Here is a 21342-nt window from a genome sequence, read left to right on the forward strand (position 1 = left end):
GGTTAGACGGTGATGAGTCGCACGGTGGCGACATAGGGGAAGTCCTCGACGGGCAACTCGGGCCGCGCGAGCGGCTTGCCTTCGATGGGCAGGCCGGGCGCGAACTGCACGGTGAAAGAGCGGCCATCGGCCAGCACGAGCGCGTGTGCGCCGATAGCGTTGGCGTCGGCCAGGGTCTGCAGCGCCGTGAGTGCGCCGCGGCGAATCCATCCGGCATCGACCTCGCCCTGCAGCGTGATCGGCCGGCCCGCCAGGCGCACGCCGGCATCGATCAAGGCCGCGCCCGTAAGCGAGTACTCGAGGCTCTTCTCGACGCGGCTCCATCCGAACTCATCGGACCAAACCATGCCGCGCGGAATCTGCAGGCCAGCGAGCGTGTGAAATTTCGAAGTGGCCATGTCTATCGGCTCTGGCGGTTGGAAGACGTGCCGGCCGCGGCGCCGAGCTGCGCGAGCAGGTCCTCGATGGCGTCCGCACCGGCGGCATTGGTTTGGACCGTCCCGTAGTCGCGGCCGTTGAGGTTGAGGTGCAGGTTCACGGTGCGATTCGATTCGGGCTGCGGGATCGCCGTGGGCGTGTTCCCCTTGCCAAAGAACGTCTCTTTCTCCGCCGCTTTGAGCAGCGCTTGACTCAGCGTGCCGCCGTCCGCGTACTTCTTCTGGCCCGGGTTGTTGAAGAAAGGGATGTCGCCTTTCGCATCGGCGAACTCCATCGCGATTGCGCGCGCCCTCTTCTCGTCGCTGACGCCGGCGGCCTTCAGAAACGCGGCAATGCCCGTCAAGGTGCCCAGGTCACTGCCGGCGTTGACCGTCTTACCGTTCTTGTCGGTCGAGAAGCCGCTTGCGTCGCGGCCGAGACGCTTGTTCTCAAGCGCGTTCTCGCGCTCCTTAAGAGCGTTGGCCTTCTCGCGCACCTCGACATCGCGCTCGCGCGCGTTCGTGACCTCGCGCAGCGCGCCGGCCAGGCCATGGGCCGACTGCATTGCGTCGTTCTGCGCATCGCGCAGCTTGACCGTCGAGCGCCCCGCACTGTCGAGCACGACCTCGAATCCACGCATCGCGGCCTGCGCCTGCACCCAGCCGGGAGCAACACCATTGCCGGCGGCGATGGCTGCCTCTGCCGCCTTCTTCCAAGCCTCGCCGAGGCCGATGGCGGTAGCCTGACCGCTGTCACGGATGATTTCGTAGTCGCGAAGCGCGGTCTGGGCTGCAACCTCGAGCGAGGCCTTCGTCTCGATGCCAGCGCGAGAGAACGCCGCGGCAATCTCAAGGGCGGCCTGCTCTTGAGCCTTGCTGTTCTCTTTGGCCGAACTGGCCGCAGCAAGATTCGCCTTCTTCAGCTCATCAAGCTTCTGGGCGGCGAGTTCAAGGTTGCCGGTCGCGATGGCCTGCGCGTATTCCGCCCGCAGGCGTTCGACCGTCGCGCGGGCTTCCTCCGCCTTCACCCGCTGCAATTCGGCGGCGCCGGCTGCCTTCTGCCCCGCGTCTTGCGCGCTATCACCCGCGGCCTTCATCTCCGCCGCCATGCTTGTGAAGGCTGCCGCACTGCTGGCGGCAGCGGCGGTCGTTGTCTCGGCGCTGCCGGTCAGGCCCGCCCAGCCGGCGCGGGCTTGCTCGGCACCCTCTGCGGCGCGGTCGAAGGCTTCGCCGGCCTTCGCGCCGAACGCATCGGCCACGGCCCCAGTTGCCTCGGCCGAGAGTCGCACCTCTTCGGCGGCGGCCTTGAACGCGGTCGAAAGATCACCGAAGGTGATCTTTGCCAGGCCGGAGATGATGGTCGCGAGCCCAGACTGCACGGCGCTGACCACGTTCGCCATGCCCTCGGCGATCTTGAACATCGCTGCAAGCACGACATTCGCCCCGCCGGCCATGACACCCCAGACCGTCTGGACGATGTTGCTCGTGGTCTGTGCCTTCTGCCCGAAGCTGTCGAGCAACGCGCCGATGCGCTCGGCGAACGCCTGAGCACGCGCTGTGACGGCGGCGAAGTCAACGGTGCCGAGAAACTCGCGCACCCACTTCATACCACTCTGGAACGCGGATGCGATGGCCGAACCGAAGCGCCCGATAGTGCCGTCTGCAACGGCCCCGCGCAGAGCCCCCGCGAGCTGCTCGACGCCCTCTTTCAAAACCGGCAGGACTGGCGTGGTCAGTGCGTTGGCGGCCGAATCCCACGCGGTGCGCAGGCTCGCGAGCGCGCCGTTGAGGTTGGCCTGCATGATGGCCGCCGTGGCCGCGGCGCTGCCGCCGGCATCCTGCAGCGACTTCTTCAACTCATCGAGCTTGCCGACACCCTGATTCAGCAGGGCACGCAATGCCGGGCCGGCCTCCTGCCCCACCGCAGCGATAGCACGCTGGCCTGCTGGCCCGGCCGCGGCAAGCTCGTGCAGCGCTTTCTCGAAATTGGTCGACGTGATCCCGGCCGCGGCCAGCTCCGTGCGGAACTTGCTCGCCGGGTCGGAGAACTGCGCGAGGATGCTGTTGAGGGCAGTACCCGCGCGGCTGGCGTCGATGCCGGCGTCGGCGAACTTGCCAATGATCGCGACGGTGAACTCGAGGCCGAGGCCGAGCGTGTTCGCAAGGGGCGCCGCGTAGCTGAGCGCCTGCGCCAGGCCGGTCACGCTGGTGTTCGTCGCGTTGGCGCCCTTTGCGAGCACATCGGCCACCCGCCCCGACTCCGTGAACGACAGACCCAGACCGTTGACGATCTTGGTCAGGTACTCCGCCGACCCTGCAAGCTCGATGTCGCCGGCCCGGGCGAGCTGCATTGCAGCAGGCAAAGTGGCAATGGCGTCCTTGACGCTCAGACCCGCTTTCGCCAGGTTCTCGAGCGCGCCCGCCGCCTCCAACTGGGTGAAGTTGAAACGGGTGTCGGCCGCAGCGTCGACCGCCGCCTTGCGCAGCAGCCGCATTTCCGCCGCGGTGGCACCCGTGGCCGACTGCACGCGGCTGAGTGCCTGCTCGAGGTCGGCGCCGCCCTTGATCCAGCCCGCAAAGGCCTGGATGCCGAAGTAGCCGGCCACCAGCACCGCGAAAGCGATCACGCGTTGCTGCAGCTTGTCGAACACCGAGGACGCGTTGTCCTTGGCATTGATAAGAATCTGAATCGGCTTAATGGCCACAGGGAGAGAAGGTCAGATGAGTGGGGCGATGGCGGCGCATGGAGCCTCTGCACGAAGCCGCATGCGTCACCACGCCCCCGCGGCGATGCGCGGGGACGGGCGTTCGATCAGGCGACCGGTCGGCCTCCGACGTAGACCGCCTCCGCGTTCGCAGACTTGAGAACGTCAACGTCGAACTCGACCTTCACGAACTCGACTTCGTTCGACACGATGGGCAGGTCGCCGGACGGCGTGAGGCTGCAGCGGGGCATGTACCAGTCCTTGTTGCTGCCCGCCGCGTTGTCCGCGACCACGCGGATGGCGGAGAGGAAGGACGTGTTGCCGCCGGTCTTCAGGCGCGTGTACGAGCCAGCCACGGGCGTGTAGCCGAACTGCACAACGCCGGCCACGATGCCGCCGCCGGCGATGATCTGCACCGCGCCGGTTTCGGGGTCGACGTTGAAGTCTTCTCCCGCCACATAGGGCGTGGTGCCGTCTTCGGATTTGACGGTCACGGCAGTGACATTGCGTACCCCGATAGGGTTCGCCGCCGTCTGGCCGAGCTGATAGATCTTGCCGGGCACGACGGTGCGCAGCTCGGCAGTGACCGCCACGGCAGCCTGCACCACCACCTCACTCGTCGCAGCGAGAAAGCGCTGATAGGTCGCCATGCTCATGTTGTTGCAAGTGATCTTGGCGGTTCGCTTGACCTTGCCAGTCAGCGTGCCGATGAGTTCACTGGCCGCGCTCTCAGCCGAGAATTCTTCGGCCTTCTCCGAATCGATGGTCAGCACGAAGGCCGGGCAGTTGCCCATTTCTTCTTCGCCCGTGAGTTCCTCGAGGGCGTTCATGATGTCCAGACGAAGCCGGCCACGAGGGGCCGACAGTTCCGTCTTGGTGTGCGAGATAGGCATAGCGATGTCCTTTCAGGGTTGCCCGTCGAAGCGGGCGGAAGTAGAAAAAGCGAGTTCGATGCCGACAAGGCCGTTCTCGAGGAAAGGTGGCGGCTTCACGCGCACCAGTTGAAGACGCTCCCAGCGTCTGCCGGTGACCTGCCCAGGCGCCCAGCCGTGAAGCGCCTCGATGACGAGCGCGAAGGCGCTGTCGAGCTGCGGTGCGGCCTCTGCATCGGCGCGCCTGCCAACGAGCGTGACAAGCCACAACGGCCGCACCAGCACTCCCGGCACCTCGCTGGCCGGCACATCCGCATCACCAAACATCACGGATGCAAAGAGGTCAGGCTCCCGCTTTCCGGCGTCGGAGAACATGCCCTTCACGGTCCACGCTTCGGCTAGGCTCGCGCGCAGCCGCTGCACGATGGCGGGTTCGAGCGCCAGCATCAGAGGCTCCCCAGCACGAGGCGAATGAATCCGGCGCCATCGGACTCCGCAGTCACCACCTCGTAGCTGCGCCCGCGCAGAACGATGGTGTCTCCGCGCTCGACATTCGCGAGCAGCTCGGCAGCCCCGCTGCATTCGGGTGCGCTAGCGTCGATCTGCCCGTCGAAGGACTGGGCGGACGGCACATCGAAGATGACCGGCACGTCGACGCCCGCCACCGTCGCGATGGCGTTCGCCAGGTGGCCGAGCACCCCGGCATCCACCATGGCTTCGATGTCGGCGAAGGGCGCGCGCGCGGACATGCTCGGGGCCTCAGCGAACCTTGGCCGACATCGAAGCGTTGACGCGGTACGGCACCGGCAGCGGGGCCGATTGCAGCAGCAGCAGGCGCACGGCCGGGTCCTTCTCCACCCACGACTTCGAGAAGTACGGCATGGCCTGAAAGCCGGACTCTTCGTCCTTGATCGCGCCGTAGGCGCGTGTGCCTTCGAGGTCCGGGCTCGTGATGAGCACCGTGTAGTCGGGCAGGTACGGCGTCAGCGCGCCGGTGTCCGGGTCTTCGTACCAGCCGGCATAGACCCAGATATCGAAGTCGCCGATGTTGCCCATGTAGCGACCGCCCTCGCCGAGCACGGTCGCGTTGAGCTTGTCGGCGCCGCGGAAGCGGTCGAGCAGCTTCTGCACCGAAGGCGCGGCGCTGAAGAGTTGCCAGGACTTCACGTCCATGATGAGCGTGTTGCCGGCTGCGCCCGAGTGCTGCGTGACGCCCATCGACCACTTCTGCACGTCCTCGAGCGGGTCGACGCCGGTTTCGCCCCAGCGGTCGCCAGCGGTGAGTTCGACGGTCAGGTCGGCATGGCGACCGAAGTCCACGACCACGGTCGGATACTGTTCGCCCTTGACGGTGACCTTGCCGGTGCGCAGCGCTTCCACAGCCATGACTTCCTGACGGCGGGCGAGCATCTCGAGCTGATCCTGCAGATCGGTGGCGAGCAATGCCTGCAGGCGCTGCGCCGGCGACAGCTCGCCGCCGATGCGCTCACCGATGGCACGCTTGAACGGGCGCGAACTGTCGAAGACGCGCTTGTCCTTGATGTAGGCGGGCTTGAAGGTCTTGGTAACGAAGCCCTTCGACTGCACGACCTTGCCAGCCACGATGGGCGCGACGAACGGCGCCAGGCGGCGGCGACCGTTCTCGACATCGAAGTGGATTTCCTCGCTCGTCTCGGTCTGCATGGCCGTGAAGAACGAATTGAGGATGAACGGCGCAGGGGCCGGAAGCTCGGCGATCACGCGCGCGAGGACGCCGATGGAAAAAATGTCCATGAAAGTTGCTCCTGATTGAGAGGTTGGATTGCTGGGTGCTGGGCGTCAGGCCACGTCGGCCAGCAAGGTGATGCCCTTGGTGCGCAGGGCTTCGGTGATGCTGGCAACGGTGTGACCCGCGCCGAGCACGAGCGCGCTCGTGTTGAAGTCGCCGCGTGCATAGCCGAGCGCTTCCCGGTCGCCCGCGGTGGCGTCGACCGTTTCGGCCAGGATCAGGTCCGGCTCTTCGCTGCCATCGGTGGCGGCCGAGGCGCTGACGGTGTGCTTCTTCGAAGCAGTGATGACGCCGAGCACCGTGCCGGCCGCGTAGACCGCGCCGGCCAGCAGCGTGACCTTGCGGCCCACCAGCAGGTGGGCGTTGCCGGCCACGAGCACCTTGGAGGCAGAAACGCCCTCCGTCGAGAAACTTGCGCGATAGTTCATGTTCGCAACTCCTGTGAATGGTTGAATCAGCGCGAGCCGCGGAAGCTCGCGACGATCTGGCTCGCGAGAGCGGCCTCGTCGGTCTGCGCGCCGCTGCCGGCCTCGACGCCCGAGACATCGGGATTGCCCACCGCGGCCATGGCGGTGGCGAAGGCATTCACCGGCGCGGCGGTCGCCACCGGTGCGGCACCGAGAACGGCGCCGGCTTGCTCGACGCTCAGGCCGCTGGTGACGCACTGAATGGCCAACTGCGTGCGCCCGGCCGCGGCCTCGTGCGCGAAGATGCCGCTCACGCGAGTGCGCTCGGTCAGCGCGCCCTCCTGGCGGCCTTCGGCGCGTGCCGCATCCACATTGGCCTGCGTGAAAGCGGAGGGAACTGCCGGCGCACCGGCGGGGGCTGCTGCGGCTTGATGACCGCCCGCCTCGTTGGGGGAAATGCCAGACATAGATGCTCCTTTGTCGTTGGCGTTGGATCGGGCGGTCGGCCCGACAGGGAAGGACCGGCCGCGTTGGGCGGCCAGTTCGGAAATCAGTTGGTCTGTGGTGGCGATGCGGTCGGCCAGGCCAGAGGCCACGGCCGCGACGCCGGAATAGCTGGCGGCCTGCGTCTTGCGCACGGCCGCCGCTTCCATGCCGCGGTGGCGCGCGACCGCATCCACGAACATCGTGTAGAGCCCGTCAATCTCGGCTTGCCACGCGCTGCGCACGTCGGCGGGCAGCGGCTCGTAGGGGTTGCCGTCGACCTTGTGCGCACCGGCGAAGATGTGCGTCACGGTGATGCCGTCCTGATCGAGCGCGCGCGAGAAGTCGACGTGCCGCGAGACCACACCCACGGAGCCGGCATAGCCGGTTGCGGTAACCGCCACTTCGTCGGCTGCGCTGGCGCCCAGATAGGCGGCGGACAGCGCCATGCCGTCAGCGATGGCCTGCATGGGCTTGCGACCGCGCAAATCGAACACGCGCTGCGCATATTCGAATGCGCCCTGCGCCTCGCCGCCCGGGCTGTCGTAGACCTGAAGGACCGCGTGAATGTCGGGATGGCTCATCGCATCCTCGAGGTCGGCGGCCAGGTCGTTGTAGCCCACGAGGAAAGTGCTCTCCGCCACATCGAGGCGGCTGCGATGCAGCAACGCGCCGTTGACGTTGAGCACCGCGACGCCTTCGACCACGCGATAGCCGCGGTCGCTCTGCTCGCCGCGCCGCGTCGAGAACAGCTCGGGCGCCAGCTTGGGCAAGCCATCGGCCGAGGCAACCATCAGCGGCATGGCGCCGAGCAGGCGGTCGCTCAGGCCGGCAATGATGGCGTCGAGCTTCTGCGGATGGATGAGCAGCGGCGTGTTGAAGATCCGCGCTGCGAGATGTGGGTATTTCATGCGGCGGTTTCCTCGTTCTGCCCTTGGGATGCGCCAGGCTGTTCTTCGTCGTCGGACTTGCCCTGCCCGGCCGAAGCCAGTGCCACGGCGATGGGCTGCGCGGTGTTGAGGCCACGGTCAGCGGCCATGCGCAACTCGATGGCGCGCTGATCCATGATTTCTTCGTAGTCGTCGCCCTGCTCCGCGCATTCCTTCTCGAGCGTGGAGATGCCCATTTCGATGCGCAGACCGGCGGCCTGCGCTTCCTTCACTGGATCAACCCAGCCACGGCCGCCAAAAATGAAGCGCGCACGCAGATAGGCGTAGCGGTTTTCGTAGAAGCCGGGCGCCTCGATCTCGCCGGCGTTCACGGCTTCTTCGAACCACAGTTCGTAGATGGCCCGAAGCCAGTAGTCGGTGAGCCAGCGGCGGCGGCCGTGGAAGTAACGCCAAGCCTCGAGCAGGGCGGCACGCGCGCTGCTGTAGTTCGACTTGCTGAAGTCCTTCAGCAGCAGCTCATAGGGCAGGTTCATGCCGGCGGCGATGTGTCGCAGCGAGGCGAGCATGAATGCCTCGAAGGCCTGATTCGGGCGGCCTGGCGTGAAGCTGGAGAGGCGCGCGCCGGCGGGCAGCGGAATGACCGCCGCGCCCTTGAGCTGGCGGATATTGCGGGTCTGCGCCACTGACGCATTCCACTGTTCGCGCGGGTTGTCGCCGAACAGCGCGGCAGCCGAGTTCGGATCAAGGTCCGACTCGAGGAATGCGGCAACGAGCGAGTTCGCAAGGCTGGCCTGCAACTCATTCGCCGCGTACTTGCCGGCCATGTGGAATTCGCGCATGACGGCCGTGACAACGGGCTTGCCGCGCGATTGGCCGGTGCGTTCCTTGTCGTGCAAGTGGATGACACGACGACGGCCCCACGCGGTGAAAGCCGGGATGCGGTCCCACTCCATGAGCTGCGCTTCTCGCGTCATGCCATAGAAGCCGAACGCGAACACATCGCCCGGATGGCGCTTGAGGATGTGGTACGCCACAGGCGCACCCCAGCGGTCGAACTCGATGCCTTTGCGGATGTCGTCGCGATGCTCGAGGCCCAGGGGCGTCGCGAGCCGGTCTGCCTCGACCATCATCAAGCGCGTGTTCCAGCGCGTGCCAGGACGAGGCAGCCACAGCGGCAAGCCCAACGCGTCGCCGTTGAGCATGGCGCCGCCGAGAGCTTGCAGCGTGAGGCCAAGCAGGTTCTGCGTGCGCGCCGCGTCGCACTCGGTTGTCTCGGCCCACGAACGGAACTTCGCCTCCACGACGTTGCCCCATTCACGGCTCTGCTCGCGCGTCCACCCGAGCAAGCGATAGTCCGGCGTCGCGCTGAGCCGCAGCACCGATCCGACGATGTTGTCGCGCATCGTCTGCATGCCGCCGGCCATGAGGCCGTTGTTGCGACCGAGGTCGCGCGAGCGTGCAGTCAGCGTGTCGAGGTCGGGCAGCAGATCCGCATCTGCGCTGCCGGCGATGGGGTTCCAGCCATGCAGGGCCAGGTCGTTGGTTGACGCGGCTTCATGCGCGTTCATCCCGGCGCCTGCGGGGCCGCCGGCGCCTGGCGCGGAGATGCGCGGGCCAGCGTGCATGAGACGGCGGTTGCGGCGGCTCATCTTCAAACGATGTAGATCGGGCCGCGCACCGCGCCACCGGAAACACCGACGCCGCGGGCTTCGAGCTCTTCGCTCAACGCCGCGATTTCCTTGCGGATATCAGCGACGTTCTGTTGATACTGAACAGAGCGCCCGTTGTGGGCGGCGGATGTGGGGGAAGCGAGCCGGTCCTGCAGCGACGCCATCAGGCGCGTGCGCATCGCTTGGAGTTCTGAAACTGTGAGGTGGCGGTAAATGCCCATGCAGCGATGACAACAGTTCATCGCGGACAAGTCCGCTGGACAAAGTCACAAACTTCCGTCCCCGCTTCGCCTGTTCGTTTACCCTCTCGTCACTCTATCCACCGCGCATTCAAATGATAAAACCTCCAGCAAGCCCGCTATCAGAAGAACTGGCCCTTGGATCGCTCAAAACGATACTCACCGCGGCTGTAGACGAAACCGGCACGCTTGCCGAGATTGCTGGCATTTTCTTGAATCCCATCGAAGCGCGCAGGCAGCGTTGGATGGAACGTGTTTCCGAAGCGTTGAACACGATAGAGCGAAAATTCAACCGCCTTCCTCAAGACCTGCAAAGTGATCCGGCGTTTGTCAGCATATTGATTCAAGCAACCGGAACCGCAGTCAAGAATCACCGCAAGGAAAAGATAGAAGCTCTTCAAAACGGCATTGTGTCGAGTCTTGACCGTGAGAGATTCCCGGAAGATTCATGTCATCTTTTTCTTCGGTATATCGATGAATTGACAGTTTCACACCTATCAATACTTGCCTCGCTTCTGAGCTGCGAAGGAAGACTGGCAGCAATAGAGTCACTGCCCGAGCTTCATGCTGCGATAGACCCAAAACTTGAGCACCCCTTGGAAGTAGAAGCTTTCCGACTCTTCGTTTTCGATCTGGACACCCGCGCGCTCATTGCCCGCGGGGACATTTACGATCTTCCGACCTTCGCGTCGAAGCAAGAATTCTCTATGTTGGAAAGCTCAACCTTCCAACCGTTGCAGGTTACGGCGATGGGAAAATCGTTTCTGCAATTTATTGCCTCATCGAAGAGCGATTGAGCGCAGCCAGGATTCGCCGGATGTGCCGCGGCGACATTTCATACTGGCGTGCCAGTTCAAAGAGGTTGCTCCCGTTGAACTTGCTCACAATTTCCGCATGCACTCTCTGCCGCTCCTTCGAGCTTCTTCGCGGAAAGTAGATGTGCTCACCGCCAAGCCGCAGCAGGATGCGGTCCATCAGCGACGCCGCGGCCTCGTCCGGCGCCGCCACGCCGAAGCACTGAGCCATAGCGCGCGCTTCCTCTTCGATGATTGCGAGCGGCTCGTCGCTGGAGTGTGGTTCTGTCATTTTTAGTTGAGAGCGATGGGAGAGAAGATGTCGAAGTCCGCCGCATGCGACGCGCCGGACGCATTCGCCGCAAGCGCAGGGGCGGGTGTTTGAACTGAGGGAGGTGAAACGACTGGCGCAGGCGCCGAGAACAGATCGCGCGCTGGCTGCACAGAGGCCTCGAGGTCGCTCCACCGCTTGTCCGCGTAGTTGTGGAGGCCGAGGCCGAAGGCGGCGTGCAGCGCGTAGTTGCGGTTGTCAAGCACCTCATTGCGAGGCCGGCGCTTGACCCAACGGTAGGCTTCTTTCCCGTTGACCTTCACGAGGATGCGCTGTTCGGCCGTGAGCTGCTCGAACCACTCTTGCGGCAGCTCCTGGCTGAAATGCACGAAGCCTGGCCCCGGCTTCTCGATGGCGAGTTGCCCGAGCAACAGGTCCTTCGCCGAGTCGATGCCAACATTCCACAGCTTGATGCCGTTGGGAATCTTCGTGCCGTTCCAACGCACCTCCTGCGGACTGCTGGGGCCTAGGACGGGCACGTTCTCTTCGCCTCGCCCCTTAATGGCGCGCAGCCTCGGAAGCTGGTGCTGTGTCTTGCGCACCCAGTTGTAGACCGCCTGCGTTTGGTCGCTCGAGTCGATGGAAATTGCGCTCAATCCCATCGAGCCGCCGTGCCAAGCTTGCACGTAGCGGCTCGACAGGTAGGCCGCGACCGGCGCCCAGTCATCCTCGGACGCGGGATTGCCATGGATGACGTGGTGGTCGACGTGCCAGGACTCCAAGCCGCGGCCCCACGCCCACACGTCGATTTCCCAACGGTCGCGCTGCACGTCCACACCCGCCGTCAGAATCAGGCCGCCCGCCGGCACCGTCTTCAGTGGGTAGTCCTCGGCACGCGATTGCAGCGCATGCTCATCGGTGCGCTCGCCGACGACTTCCCATGTCTCGCCGAGCGTCTCGTTGACGAAGAGCTGCATCGGCCCCGAGTCGCCGCGGGCGAGCGCGTCGAGCGCTTCCTCGAATTCCTTGACGATGCTTTCCCAAGTGCGCTGCGGGCTGTACGCGGCCCAGATGTGCACGCCCAGTGTCTTCGGCGGGCGAGTGGGCATGCCGGCGCTGTCGCGCCACACCCTGTCCGGCCCGAACCTCTTGCCCGTCTTCTCGCACACCCAGGTGCCCTGCATGGGGAGGCCGCCCTGCAGGAAGTCGCTTTGCCGAATGGACTTGCGGCAATGCGGGCAGACATGGTGCACGCTGGCGGGGTTGCCGCGCTCCCACTTGAAGCCGTGCAGCTTTCCTTTGCCGCCCCATGCGAGCGGATGCTCGAGGCCGCAGTGCTTGCAGTCGATGTAGAACCGGACGAAGCCCTCGGCGTTGAGCACGGCACGCTCGACATGGCACAGCCCTTTGAAGCCAGGCGTCGAGCCGCCAACGAACTTCGGATAGGGCGCGCCTTCGAGGCGGCCCTTCGCAAGGCCGCCCGGGTCGCCCGATTTCTCGATGGTCTGGTCGAAGGCGGACCACTCATCGAGGATGGCAATCGCCACAGTGATGCGCCGATAGGCTCGCTTCGCCTTCCCTCCGAGCAGATGAAGAACGCTGTCGCGAAACTTCTTCATCTTGATGGTGTCGTCGCTGCCACCACCTTTGCGGCGCGCCGCCTGTACCGAGGGCACGCCGTCGCGCGCATCGAGGATGGGATCGATTTCGCTCTTGACGTAGCTGTCGCGGTCGTCGTCTGTCGGCTGCCACAGCGCCTGCTTGCGCCGGCGGTGCGCGATGTTATAGGCCACGAAGGCGGTGATCATCTTCGTGTAGCCGACGCGCTTCGACTTCTCCACGTCGAGTTCCTCGATGCGGTCATCGCTCATGAAGTCGAGGATGCCGATCTGAAAGGACCACGCGATCCATCCACCCTTCTGGTGCGAGCTTTCGCCAGCCAGCTTGAAGTTGTCGCGGGCCCACTCGCTGAGCGTCTGAAAGACCTCGGCGCGCAGGCTGGCAAGGCCGAGGCTCACCGCGTGGATCACGGCGCGCAATGTTTCACGCGAAACGTACTCGGCCACTACTGCCCCGCCTCTTCGCCGAGCGCATCCTCTACGCTGCCGTCGTCGTCAGACGCCAGCCGATCCAGCTCGAGCACCACGAGCTTTTCAGTCGCGCGAATCCACTCGTTGCGCGCGTTCGCAATGACCTGCTGCACGGTGGCCTTCGCTTCGTCCGGCAACTCGGGGCAGGCCTTGCGCAACGCACCCTCGAGCTGCTCGAAGCGATCCACGACCGCGCTCGATGCCATGCCGAGCACGTCGGCGAGCAGGCCGATGGGCGCGAACTCGCCACGCGCCACGGCGTTCTTGATGTCCTGCGCCTCGCGCTGGCTGCGCGCCAGCCTGGCGCGCTCCTGCACGAGGTCAAGGCCGCCGGCCTCGACCGATGCGCGGCCCGCGGCGACCTCGCGCAGGCGTTCGCAGTAGGCGAGCAACCACGCGTGCGCGGTCTGCCCGCGCTCAATGACGCCCTCGCCGACCAACTGGCTCGCCTTCGCCTCGCTCACCCCAACCAGCGCAGCGAACTCCGCTTGCGTGATGCCCACACCCATAGCCTCAACTACCTTCACTTAACCCCCTTAGGAAGGTCGGTGAACAGTCCGAGGACGCGGTTCGAATTACCCGCACGGCAGGCCTCCAGGAGGGACCCGCGCCCTCCCCCGGTCGATGTTGTTTTCTCGCATCGCCCCCTCGGCGCCCTGCGGTGGTGCATGCCTGCCTTGGCCGTCGTCATTCGCCCACCGCCTGCCTGATGCGGTAGCGCAGCCGACGCGCCATGTACGCATCAACATCGGCATGCTCGGCCACCGTCTCCATGCTGAGCAGCGGCACGTACTCACCCACCTGCACGAACAACAGCACAGGGCGCACATCAACACCATGCGTGCCCGCTGCCGCCCATATGCCAGGAGGCAGGTGTGCCGTGGGCCCACTGCGCAAGCGCCCATAGGCCACGAAGTAGCGACGGCCATCGACCTTCTTCGAGCCTTGGTGCACGCGCGCACGACGCTTGTCCGTCATGTTGGCCCGGTAGCCCTGCTCGCCGAACGCGCGGAAGTACGACAGCAACTGCGAAAGGAATGAGCCGCGCAGGTTGCCCCGGCCGTCATCGCTGCCCGGGTAAGGGCTCGCAGGAATGACCGTCTGGTAGCCAGCAGGCAGGATGCCCACACGGCGCAGCGCCACCTCGCTGCGCTTGTCCGCGCGCCTTCCGCCGAACTCCTGCGCTTGAAGGATCTTCTGCGGGTCGACACCCTTGCCACCGAAGTAGGTGGGCTCGATGGCGACATCCTGCCGCTGCCGCGTGGCCTGCCGGACATACACGCTCTTGAGGATGTACGGCGTCGGCTTGTCGAAGACCGCCCGCATTTCCTTTTGCATTTCTCGGCGAACGCGAAAGGCCGTGTCGTTGAGGGCCGCGGCGAACGCATCGCGCGCCTGATTGCCCGTGAACTTGTTGAGTGCACCGCGCACGGACTCGATGCCGTCGAGCTTCAGGTCGATGCGCATTCAGCCTCCTGCTCGACCAGACGGCGCACGCGCTCGGTGTAGACGTGGAAGGTCTCGCGGTTGACGCTCAGGTCCCCCTCGTTCCAAGGGGCCATGCCCAGCTCAGCCGCCTTGGCTTCGATGGTGCTGCGGTTGGTGTCCCACGGCACGACCGAGCCGCGCTCGCTCACGTCGTCGCGCCAACCCGCGTTGCGCAGCCAGGTGTGGAACTCGGGCACGAACTGGCCCTTGTCCTTCGTCCACTTCACGCTGTGCCGCTGCACGGCGATGGCTGCGAGCATGGCCTGCTGCAATGCCGCGTCGGGCCCAAGCCGGCGCCACCGCCGCTCTGCCTTCGCTCGGTTGGCATGGTTAGGGTATCCCGCAAAGACCTGATCGAAACCCGTCGCTCCCCCCTCGGGGGGTAGGGGGGTTCGGTTCTTTGGCGGTTCTGAAGATTCGGGTGTCATAGCTGTGACACCCTTCACGTCGTGGATGACACCCTTTTCGTTCTGGATGACACCCTTCTTCGCAGAAATAAGGGTGTCAATCTGACCTGCTTGTGGATAACTGGGCTCCACGTCTGTAACAAGCGGCGGCGCGACTTGTGAAGGCAACAACTCGCCCCTGATCCACGCCGACGAAATGCGGTATTCATTGACGTAGCCGCGCCCCGTCTTCGACCCGACGCGCTCGAGCCACCCGATGGCGAGCATCTTGGCGATCTGCCGCTGCACCGTGCTGCGGCTCTGCATCGTCTTGCTCGCCAGCGTGTCGATGGCCGGGTAGATGTGCGTCCCGTCGTCGTGCGCATGGTCTGCAATGGCCAGCGCGAGAAGCCGCTCGCTACCGCCCACGGGGTATCGGTCGAACACCATCGTCATCACCTTGATGCTCATGACGCTGCACGCTCCCCCAGGCCGCCGAACGCGCACCCGTGCTGCCGCCAAACCGCTCCTGTGCGCAGCTTCGAGGCATAGCCGCGCGAGAGCCCGAGCTGCTCATCGAGGACAACGCTCGGCTCCGCGCTCATGCGCACTGCCTGCACGATGTCGGCTGTCAGCGTTGAATCGGCCCGCTTCGCAAGCGCGATGCGCACCCGGTGAGCGGCGGTCTTCGGCTTGCCGGCGCATGCCTGCGAGCGCGTGCGCGCCGCCAGGTGGTCGGGATGTACGCACAGGTCGACATCGCATCCGACACCTACCTGCAGGCCGGCCGCGAGCGGCCCACGCACGAGCAGCCACAGCAACCGCCGCACGTTCCATAGCCGCCCGCCAACGCGCCACTGCGGATGCAGGCCATCGAGCGCATAGCAGTTCCAGATCAGGCAATCGCCAACCTCATCGACCCGCTCGAGCAGGCTCGCCAAGTCGATATCGGCCGGCACATCCATTTCCCCACGGCTCATGTCTGCGGCGCCTTCCGCATGCGCCCGCGCAGGAGCGCCATGACGTGGCCCACGGCCGCGATGACCTCCTGCGCGGCGTAGTCCGCACGGCGGACCTGATTGCCCGTGACAGCGCCCTCGCCTTCGCGCACCGCATCTGCCGTGGCCCGTACGTAGTCCGCGAACGCTGAGTGCAACCGCATCAGCGCCTCGACCGGATCGGCGCCGGACTGGTCCGGCGTCGCCAGAGTGCAGGTGTGGCCCAGGGCCTCGGCCATCGCATGGAGCACCGCGAAATTGCCGCTGAATGCCTGCATCGCGATGAGTTCACGCGGGTTGGGCTGGTGCGTGGTCGTGTTGGGATTCGCCTTGTGCGTCAGCGTGTTGACGGGAATGCCCATGCGCGCAGCCAGCGCCGTGACGCCGCCCGGATATCCGTGCACCGTGTTGTAGACCGCATCAAGGATGTCCTGCCCCGCGGGTCTGGAGGGATTGGGCTCATCGCCGCCATAGGCGAGATGGCCGGGAATTGAGAAAGTTGCGTTCATGCAAACCTCAAGAGAAGAGAAAGACCCGCCGGCCATGGAAGCCTTCGCCCCCACGCCCAGCGAGCGAATCGATGCCATCGAGCAATTCCTGCAGCAGCTCGTGCTGTTGCTGGAGGTGGAGCCCGAAATCAACCGGGAAACCGTCTCGGCGTGGATCGCCATCTGCTCGGCGAGCGCGCTGGCGCATGGCGCACGCACACCGCGGCAGACGAAGACGCTCGAGGGGCTGTGCCGACGCGTGCTGACGCCCGCCGTCGACGTGGTGCGCCCGGCGGACGTGCGATGGTCGTGAGAACGTGGCAATGCGCCGCTCGCGTTGCGCAGCGAGCGCCTGAAGGTGGAGGGAGGTCCGGGTCATCTGAGGCGCGGCACCCTCTCTGCGGCGTCACATCGGTGGCGATAGACGCACGTCCCGAACAAGCCCATGAGCGCCAGAGCGCCGAGCAAGCTGTGTCCGAACCAAAACAGCGCGCCACCAGAGAGCACGCTGCAGACCACCAGCAGGAGATGACCGAACGCCGGCGGAGGCAAGCGACCGATCGGAGCCAAGATGCACGCGCACCCGCCCAAACCAGAAATGACTAGCCAGGCCACCAGCACACGGCCGGCGCCCTGCATTGCCGCCGCCTTCCATGCGAAGAGCAACGCAATTTCCGCCAGTACCGCGACCCAATCCACGAGGGTGATGAGGGCGCGCGACTTCAGAAGACCGTCACGCATGCGCGTCCTCCCCCTCCACGCGGGCGCCGCACGGCGTGGGGCAATGCTCGGTCAACGGCTCATCGCCATAGATGTCATCGAACGTGATCCGGAAGCCGCGCCCCTTCGCGAACTCGATGAGCCGTCGCGCCACCTTTGGCGGCATGGTCTGGCCGCACTCGTAGTGGCCGATGTTTCCCTGCGTACAGCCGATTCCATCGGCCAGAACCTGCTGCGTCACGCCGAGGCGCTCGCGGATGGATTTGATGTTTCGCACCACCCAATACTAGCGGCACTATTTCATCAATGCAATAGGGGCACTAGTTGAAAGACTTACTAGCCGCGCTAATGATTGCAGGACTATGAATACCGTAGCAAAGAAGTCAAAGCAGGGAACGCTTACAGCCGAAAACCTCGAAGAATCGAGGAAGCTGAAGGCGCTCTATCTTGCCGCAGAGCACGGCATGAGCCAAGAGGCATTCGGTCAGAAATACGGCATCGGCAACCAAGGCGCGGTATGGCAGTGCCTCAATGGCAAAGGTATGCCGATCAGCCTCAAGGCTGCACGCGGGTTCGCCGAAGGATTGCGCGTCGACATCGCGGCGTTCAGTCCGCGCCTAGCAGAGGAAGCCGCGAAGAATGTCGCCTACGTCCCGGACGAAGATGAGTTCGTGCGCGTGCGACGCGTTGGCGTTTCCTTTTCGCAAGGGCACGGCCAGGTGGTCTATGAAGAGGGCAACAAAGCACCCCTTACCTTCCGCCGGGACTTTCTTCGAAAGCTGGGGCTGACCGAGCGCACAGCCCTAGTCGTTGACGCCGTTGGACGAAGCAACGAGACCGACATTCGCGATGGCGCAGTGCTTCTGGTAACCAACTCCGAAAACGCTCGCGAACGCATTCGCGATGGCAAGTTCTACGCATTCCGCTACGAGCGCGAACTCTTCATCAAGAAGCTCTATCGCCTCGAGAACGGCGCCGTCAAGGCCGTGTCCGCGAACCATGACAAGTCGGAATTTCCCGACCGCATCATTGATGGCGAAGAGGTGGATTTTGAGATCATCGGGCGAGCGCTCTGGATGGGCGCCGAACTCTAGGAGAGAGGGAATCAAATGCGACTGTTGACGAATGCGCCAGCCCTGCTGCTGGCTTCGAGCGCGATCCTGTGCGCTCCCGCGTGGGGCATGTACAAGTGCGTGGTGGACGGCAAGACTTCATTCCAAGAGACGCCGTGCGCTGGAGCACAAGCACAGACGAAGCTCAAAGAGCAGTACGCGCCACCTGTCGCGACAGCGGCCCCCTCCCCGAGCGCCTTGAGCGATCAGGAGAAACTCGCAACGGCAGAGCGAGAGCGACTCCGGCGCGATGCCGAATACGCGCTACGCGATGCGAATGCCGCAGTGTCGAACCATCGCGCCGCATGTGACCGCGAACAGCAATACATCCTGGGCGACAAGGTTCGATCCAACAACAACCTCGCCGGGGCCGTGCGCGACCAATCCATTTCGGCCGAGGCACAGGCTGCCGCAACTCGATGCGACACCAGAGCGCGCGAACTGCTCGCGCAAGTCGAAAGCGCCCGCAAGCGCTGCGACCAGCTCGGCTGCCGCTGAGCAGCCCTTTCCGAAACTCAATAGTGGCACTGTTACAAAAAAGTGCCCGCGATCACTAGTCGCCCTATTTACTTAGATAACTAGTCGCCCTAGTATTCAATCTTCGCAACACGGAGATTGATATGAAGCGACAGGCGAACACGATCCCGGCCTCGGCCGCCCGCAGCTACCGCTGCTTCTACGAGCCGGCATCCAGCGAATCGGGCCTGCTCCCGCACGTCGACCTCGACGCCAAAGACGGTAGCGCGGCCCTCGAAGCCGCCCACACCAAGACCGGGCACCCGATTGCCCGCGTCGAACGCCTCGAGCACGCGAGCTAAGCGATGCGGGGCATCAAAGCTCACCATGCCACGAGCGCGGGCGCAGCCACCGGCTTCGTCCCGACCGGCTCGGCGCGCGTGGACATTTGGATTCGCAAGGTCAGCACGCGCCGCCAGGCGTTCTATCGCTGCCCCGCAGTCGGCATCGCCGCGTGGCAGCCCATGGGCCTGCCGCTCGCGGACAAGGCGCTGAAGGCCGGCAAGGTCTCGCTGCCCGGCATCGCAGACGGCGTGGTTCGCGCCCACGTCGAAGACACGCCCTCACACCCCATGCGCGCGCAGTTCGCAGCGCAGGCGCAAGCGCTCAACGGTGAAATCGATGCGTTGAACCTGTCCGCCGTCCGTGCGGCCGGCTCGATGCGCGGTTTCGCGAAGGCGGCCGATCAGGCGCAAGGCGGTGCCGCATGAGCACGCCCTTTCGTCTCATCAGCGATTGGCAGAAGCACTTGAAGGTGAACGGCCGCGAGCCGAAGACCCTCGAAGAGCTGGCCGTCGCAAAGGCCGACTACGAGCACGGCCGGCGCCTCGCCGAAATCAAGGCGTTGCGCGCAAAGCTCGCGGCGCTCGACCAGTTCCTGCCCGCGCTCGCAGAGCGTGGCATCCAACTCGCGCACCGCGACCTCTGCACATACGACCACGGCAAGACCGTGCGCATTCAGACCGCGATGTGCTCGCGAGACGACAAGCTCTTTTCCGCCCTCATCGACCTCGGCTTTCGCGAAATCGAACGCAAGGACTGGGGCACCAAGGAAGAGCAGGTGAAGCTCAAGTTCGGCCGTTCGCTCGTGGTGACCATCGACGTGACGAAGGCCGTGACCATCGCCGCCAACGATGCGGGGGTGCCAGCGTGAGAACGTCACCCGTACAGCCCGCACCGGGCCTGCTCAAGACCATCGCGATGCTCGCGGTGCCCATCGTCATGCCCGTCATCGTCGCTGCGATGGCGGTCTACGGATGGAGCACGCCGTGATTCAGCTCGCGCTTGAACCTCGCCGCCGGCGCCCCGCGCCGCTCCCGCCCACCGGCCCCGTGAGCGGCCTGCTCGACCCGCGCTTCAAGTACCAGCGCGCCTGCGAAACCGACATCCGAAAGACCTTCCAGCGCGTGATCGCTGAGCAGAAGAAAGGACAGCGCCTGTGACCACCACCACTACCGGCGTCTTCTTCGTGGGCAAGGACTACCCGGGCCGCCCGGCCGTCAGCGAGCACGTCGATGACAACAAGGACTTCGTGCTGAAGATGCGGCTCATCGACAACCAAGGCCCCGGCCGCGTCGAGGGCTATGTCGTGCGCTGGCTCGGCCCCAACGCAGAAGCCTGGCGCAAGGCGCACCCCGCGCTCAAGGCCGGCGACGCGCTGCGCCTGGTGCTCATCAATCCGCGCTCCCTGCTGGGCCCGCGCGGTTCGCCCGAGACAAGCGCGAGCGTCAGCAGTTGCGAGCTGCTGCCCGCCCGCGCGCCCGCAGCGCAGCCCGCCTGAGGCGCGCCCCTTCCCCACCCCGCCCTTTCATCAACCACAGGAGAGCCACGCCCGTGAAAGCGTTTTCCCTTTTCATTGTCGAGCTCAACGAAGGCACCACCAATGCCGCGTTGAGCGCCGACTTCGCCGAGCTGCTGCGCACGGTGCAAACCACCGGCCGCGCCGGCTCGCTCACGCTGAAGGTGAAGGTGGCCCCGGCCACTCGCTCCAACAGCGGATCGGTCGACAAAGTGACCATCACCGCCGACCGAAAGCTCGAGCTGCCCAAGCCCGAGCAGGCGAGCGACTTCTTCTGGCTCACCGAAGACGGTGAGACCTCCCGCAATCACCCGCGGCAGCAAGAGCTGCAGCTGCGTGATGTTTCCACCGCCACCCCTCCCCCAACCTTGAAGGAAGCCTGATCCATGGACGCCCTCAACGCGCCTACCGCCCAACTCGTTCGCGATATCACCGCCGCCGGCCTCGAGCCAAAGGTGATCGCAGGTACGACGCACCTCATCGCGCCGCCCTCGTTCCAGCACATCGACCTCACCGGCAAGATCGAGCAGGCGCAGCCCGCACCGAACCGCCTGCGCGGCACCATCGCCCTGGGTTCGCTCGAAAGCCTGCTCACCTACCTTGCCGACCAGCGGGCCCAGTCATCGGGCTACGTGTACGCCGACATCGACGCTCGCACCATCACCGCCGTGTTCAACGACACGAAGGCGGGCCCGGGCTGGCGCGACCATCGCGCCGTGTTCGCTGCGGTGCTCACGCCGGAAGCGAAGCGCTGGCTCGACAAGGACGGCGAGGTCTTCAGCCAGACCGAGTTCGCCGAGTTCATCGAAGACAACATGGCCGACCTGCACGGCGAGGATGCCGAGAAGCTGCTCACGGTCGCGACCACCATTGCCGCGGCAACGGGCATTAACTTTTCGAGCGCGAAGCGCCTGCAGGACGGGCAGACCCAGCTCACCTACGTGGAAACCGTCAACGCCACGGCCGGCGCCGAGGGCGGGCTGTCGATTCCGAAGACCTTCACGCTCGGCCTCCGCCTCTTCAAGAACGGCGGCGGCTACAAGCTCACCGCGCGCCTGAAGTACCGCCTGAACAGCGGCGCGGTGAAGTTTCACTACGAGCTGGAGCGTCCCGAGAACGCCATCGAAGATGCCTTCACGGGCTACGTCGAACAGGTGCGCAGTGCGACCGTGAACACCCCCGAGGGCGCCACGCCGCTGGGCTACACCGTCCTGATCGGCAAGCCGTGAAG

Annotated in this window: 31 protein-coding genes; 12 read left to right on the forward strand and 19 right to left on the reverse strand. The window is 65.2% G+C overall.

Going from position 1 to position 21342, the window contains the following annotated elements:
- Positions 1-2: 2 nt before the first annotated feature.
- From ACAM58_RS21145 to ACAM58_RS21190, 10 genes are all read right to left on the reverse strand, one after another.
- On the reverse strand, positions 3-398 hold the full coding sequence (locus ACAM58_RS21145) for a hypothetical protein (protein WP_369663501.1): 396 nt from the start codon (positions 396-398) through the stop codon (positions 3-5).
- 2 nt (positions 399-400) lie between these two features.
- Entirely contained in the window at positions 401-3121 is a 2721-nt protein-coding gene (locus ACAM58_RS21150; protein WP_369663502.1) for a phage tail tape measure protein, read from the reverse strand.
- A gap of 107 nt (positions 3122-3228) precedes the next feature.
- A complete protein-coding gene (locus tag ACAM58_RS21155; RefSeq protein ID WP_095744660.1) occupies positions 3229-4014 on the reverse strand; it encodes a hypothetical protein in 786 nt (261 codons plus the stop codon).
- 12 nt (positions 4015-4026) lie between these two features.
- Entirely contained in the window at positions 4027-4440 is a 414-nt protein-coding gene (locus ACAM58_RS21160) for a hypothetical protein (protein WP_369663503.1), read from the reverse strand.
- A complete protein-coding gene (locus ACAM58_RS21165; RefSeq protein ID WP_369663504.1) occupies positions 4440-4742 on the reverse strand; it encodes a hypothetical protein in 303 nt (100 codons plus the stop codon). The genes ACAM58_RS21160 and ACAM58_RS21165 overlap by 1 nt, the downstream gene beginning before the upstream one ends.
- 10 nt (positions 4743-4752) lie before the next feature.
- A complete protein-coding gene (locus tag ACAM58_RS21170) occupies positions 4753-5766 on the reverse strand; it encodes a major capsid protein (RefSeq protein ID WP_369663505.1) in 1014 nt (337 codons plus the stop codon).
- Between the two features lie 45 nt (positions 5767-5811).
- Positions 5812-6189, reverse strand: coding sequence for a head decoration protein (locus tag ACAM58_RS21175; protein ID WP_082572013.1), 378 nt, complete (start codon positions 6187-6189; stop codon positions 5812-5814).
- Between the two features lie 26 nt (positions 6190-6215).
- Positions 6216-7562, reverse strand: a complete 1347-nt coding sequence (locus ACAM58_RS21180) for a S49 family peptidase (protein ID WP_369663506.1) — start codon at positions 7560-7562, stop codon at positions 6216-6218.
- The gene (locus ACAM58_RS21185) at positions 7559-9190 is read right to left on the reverse strand and encodes a phage portal protein (protein WP_369663507.1); all 1632 of its coding nucleotides are present in this window, start codon (positions 9188-9190) and stop codon (positions 7559-7561) included. The genes ACAM58_RS21180 and ACAM58_RS21185 overlap by 4 nt, the downstream gene beginning before the upstream one ends.
- 2 nt (positions 9191-9192) lie before the next feature.
- Positions 9193-9390: a hypothetical protein gene (locus ACAM58_RS21190; protein ID WP_369663508.1), complete on the reverse strand. Its 198-nt coding sequence runs from the start codon at positions 9388-9390 to the stop codon at positions 9193-9195.
- Positions 9391-9545: 155 nt separating this feature from the next.
- On the opposite strand from ACAM58_RS21190, the gene ACAM58_RS21195 reads away from it, so the two are divergent.
- The gene (locus ACAM58_RS21195) at positions 9546-10247 is read left to right on the forward strand and encodes a hypothetical protein (RefSeq protein WP_369663509.1); all 702 of its coding nucleotides are present in this window, start codon (positions 9546-9548) and stop codon (positions 10245-10247) included.
- Here ACAM58_RS21195 and ACAM58_RS21200 read toward each other — a convergent pair.
- From ACAM58_RS21200 to ACAM58_RS21230, 7 genes are all read right to left on the reverse strand, one after another.
- Positions 10222-10536: a Mor transcription activator family protein gene (locus ACAM58_RS21200; protein ID WP_369663510.1), complete on the reverse strand. Its 315-nt coding sequence runs from the start codon at positions 10534-10536 to the stop codon at positions 10222-10224. The genes ACAM58_RS21195 and ACAM58_RS21200 overlap by 26 nt on opposite strands.
- A gap of 2 nt (positions 10537-10538) precedes the next feature.
- Positions 10539-12581: a phage terminase large subunit family protein gene (locus ACAM58_RS21205; RefSeq protein ID WP_369663511.1), complete on the reverse strand. Its 2043-nt coding sequence runs from the start codon at positions 12579-12581 to the stop codon at positions 10539-10541.
- Positions 12581-13114: a hypothetical protein gene (locus ACAM58_RS21210; RefSeq protein WP_369663512.1), complete on the reverse strand. Its 534-nt coding sequence runs from the start codon at positions 13112-13114 to the stop codon at positions 12581-12583. Before ACAM58_RS21210 ends, ACAM58_RS21205 begins: the two co-directional genes overlap by 1 nt.
- A gap of 178 nt (positions 13115-13292) precedes the next feature.
- Positions 13293-14072, reverse strand: coding sequence for a hypothetical protein (locus ACAM58_RS21215; protein ID WP_369663513.1), 780 nt, complete (start codon positions 14070-14072; stop codon positions 13293-13295).
- Positions 14057-14950, reverse strand: coding sequence for a helix-turn-helix domain-containing protein (locus ACAM58_RS21220; RefSeq protein WP_369663514.1), 894 nt, complete (start codon positions 14948-14950; stop codon positions 14057-14059). The genes ACAM58_RS21215 and ACAM58_RS21220 overlap by 16 nt, the downstream gene beginning before the upstream one ends.
- Complete coding sequence (locus tag ACAM58_RS21225) at positions 14947-15459, reverse strand: hypothetical protein (RefSeq protein WP_369663515.1); 513 nt, start codon at positions 15457-15459, stop codon at positions 14947-14949. Before ACAM58_RS21225 ends, ACAM58_RS21220 begins: the two co-directional genes overlap by 4 nt.
- A complete protein-coding gene (locus tag ACAM58_RS21230) occupies positions 15456-15986 on the reverse strand; it encodes a phage regulatory CII family protein (RefSeq protein ID WP_062362255.1) in 531 nt (176 codons plus the stop codon). The genes ACAM58_RS21225 and ACAM58_RS21230 overlap by 4 nt, the downstream gene beginning before the upstream one ends.
- Here ACAM58_RS21230 and ACAM58_RS21235 point away from each other — a divergent pair.
- On the forward strand, positions 15985-16278 hold the full coding sequence (locus tag ACAM58_RS21235) for a hypothetical protein (protein ID WP_157755004.1): 294 nt from the start codon (positions 15985-15987) through the stop codon (positions 16276-16278). The two genes, ACAM58_RS21230 and ACAM58_RS21235, sit on opposite strands and share 2 nt — an antisense overlap.
- 62 nt (positions 16279-16340) lie before the next feature.
- On the opposite strand, the gene ACAM58_RS21240 is transcribed toward ACAM58_RS21235, so the two are convergent.
- Complete coding sequence (locus ACAM58_RS21240; protein WP_369663516.1) at positions 16341-16706, reverse strand: hypothetical protein; 366 nt, start codon at positions 16704-16706, stop codon at positions 16341-16343.
- Positions 16699-16962, reverse strand: a complete 264-nt coding sequence (locus tag ACAM58_RS21245; RefSeq protein WP_369663517.1) for a helix-turn-helix domain-containing protein — start codon at positions 16960-16962, stop codon at positions 16699-16701. The genes ACAM58_RS21240 and ACAM58_RS21245 overlap by 8 nt, the downstream gene beginning before the upstream one ends.
- Before the next feature lie 85 nt (positions 16963-17047).
- Between ACAM58_RS21245 and ACAM58_RS21250 the strand changes: the two genes are divergently transcribed.
- The 10 genes from ACAM58_RS21250 (at position 17048) to ACAM58_RS21295 (ending at position 21340) form a co-directional block, all read left to right on the forward strand.
- A complete protein-coding gene (locus ACAM58_RS21250; protein WP_157755002.1) occupies positions 17048-17779 on the forward strand; it encodes a S24 family peptidase in 732 nt (243 codons plus the stop codon).
- A 15-nt stretch (positions 17780-17794) separates the two neighbouring features.
- Complete coding sequence (locus ACAM58_RS21255; protein ID WP_369663518.1) at positions 17795-18295, forward strand: DUF4124 domain-containing protein; 501 nt, start codon at positions 17795-17797, stop codon at positions 18293-18295.
- Positions 18296-18417: 122 nt separating this feature from the next.
- Positions 18418-18615 (forward strand): hypothetical protein, encoded by a 198-nt coding sequence (locus tag ACAM58_RS21260; RefSeq protein WP_095744644.1) that lies wholly within the window; start codon positions 18418-18420, stop codon positions 18613-18615.
- 3 nt (positions 18616-18618) lie between these two features.
- A complete protein-coding gene (locus ACAM58_RS21265; protein WP_369663519.1) occupies positions 18619-19023 on the forward strand; it encodes a hypothetical protein in 405 nt (134 codons plus the stop codon).
- On the forward strand, positions 19020-19466 hold the full coding sequence (locus ACAM58_RS21270) for a hypothetical protein (protein WP_369663520.1): 447 nt from the start codon (positions 19020-19022) through the stop codon (positions 19464-19466). Before ACAM58_RS21265 ends, ACAM58_RS21270 begins: the two co-directional genes overlap by 4 nt.
- Complete coding sequence (locus ACAM58_RS21275) at positions 19463-19585, forward strand: hypothetical protein (RefSeq protein ID WP_276307480.1); 123 nt, start codon at positions 19463-19465, stop codon at positions 19583-19585. The genes ACAM58_RS21270 and ACAM58_RS21275 overlap by 4 nt, the downstream gene beginning before the upstream one ends.
- Complete coding sequence (locus tag ACAM58_RS21280) at positions 19582-19755, forward strand: hypothetical protein (protein ID WP_155736556.1); 174 nt, start codon at positions 19582-19584, stop codon at positions 19753-19755. The genes ACAM58_RS21275 and ACAM58_RS21280 overlap by 4 nt, the downstream gene beginning before the upstream one ends.
- Positions 19752-20093: a hypothetical protein gene (locus ACAM58_RS21285; protein WP_095744640.1), complete on the forward strand. Its 342-nt coding sequence runs from the start codon at positions 19752-19754 to the stop codon at positions 20091-20093. The genes ACAM58_RS21280 and ACAM58_RS21285 overlap by 4 nt, the downstream gene beginning before the upstream one ends.
- A gap of 53 nt (positions 20094-20146) precedes the next feature.
- A complete protein-coding gene (locus ACAM58_RS21290; RefSeq protein WP_369663521.1) occupies positions 20147-20494 on the forward strand; it encodes a hypothetical protein in 348 nt (115 codons plus the stop codon).
- Between the two features lie 3 nt (positions 20495-20497).
- Complete coding sequence (locus ACAM58_RS21295) at positions 20498-21340, forward strand: DUF2303 family protein (RefSeq protein WP_369663522.1); 843 nt, start codon at positions 20498-20500, stop codon at positions 21338-21340.
- The last annotated feature ends 2 nt before the right edge of the window (positions 21341-21342 follow it).

Origin of the sequence: Variovorax sp. V116, from assembly GCF_041154435.1 — a bacterium.
Lineage (GTDB): Bacteria > Pseudomonadota > Gammaproteobacteria > Burkholderiales > Burkholderiaceae_C > Variovorax > Variovorax paradoxus.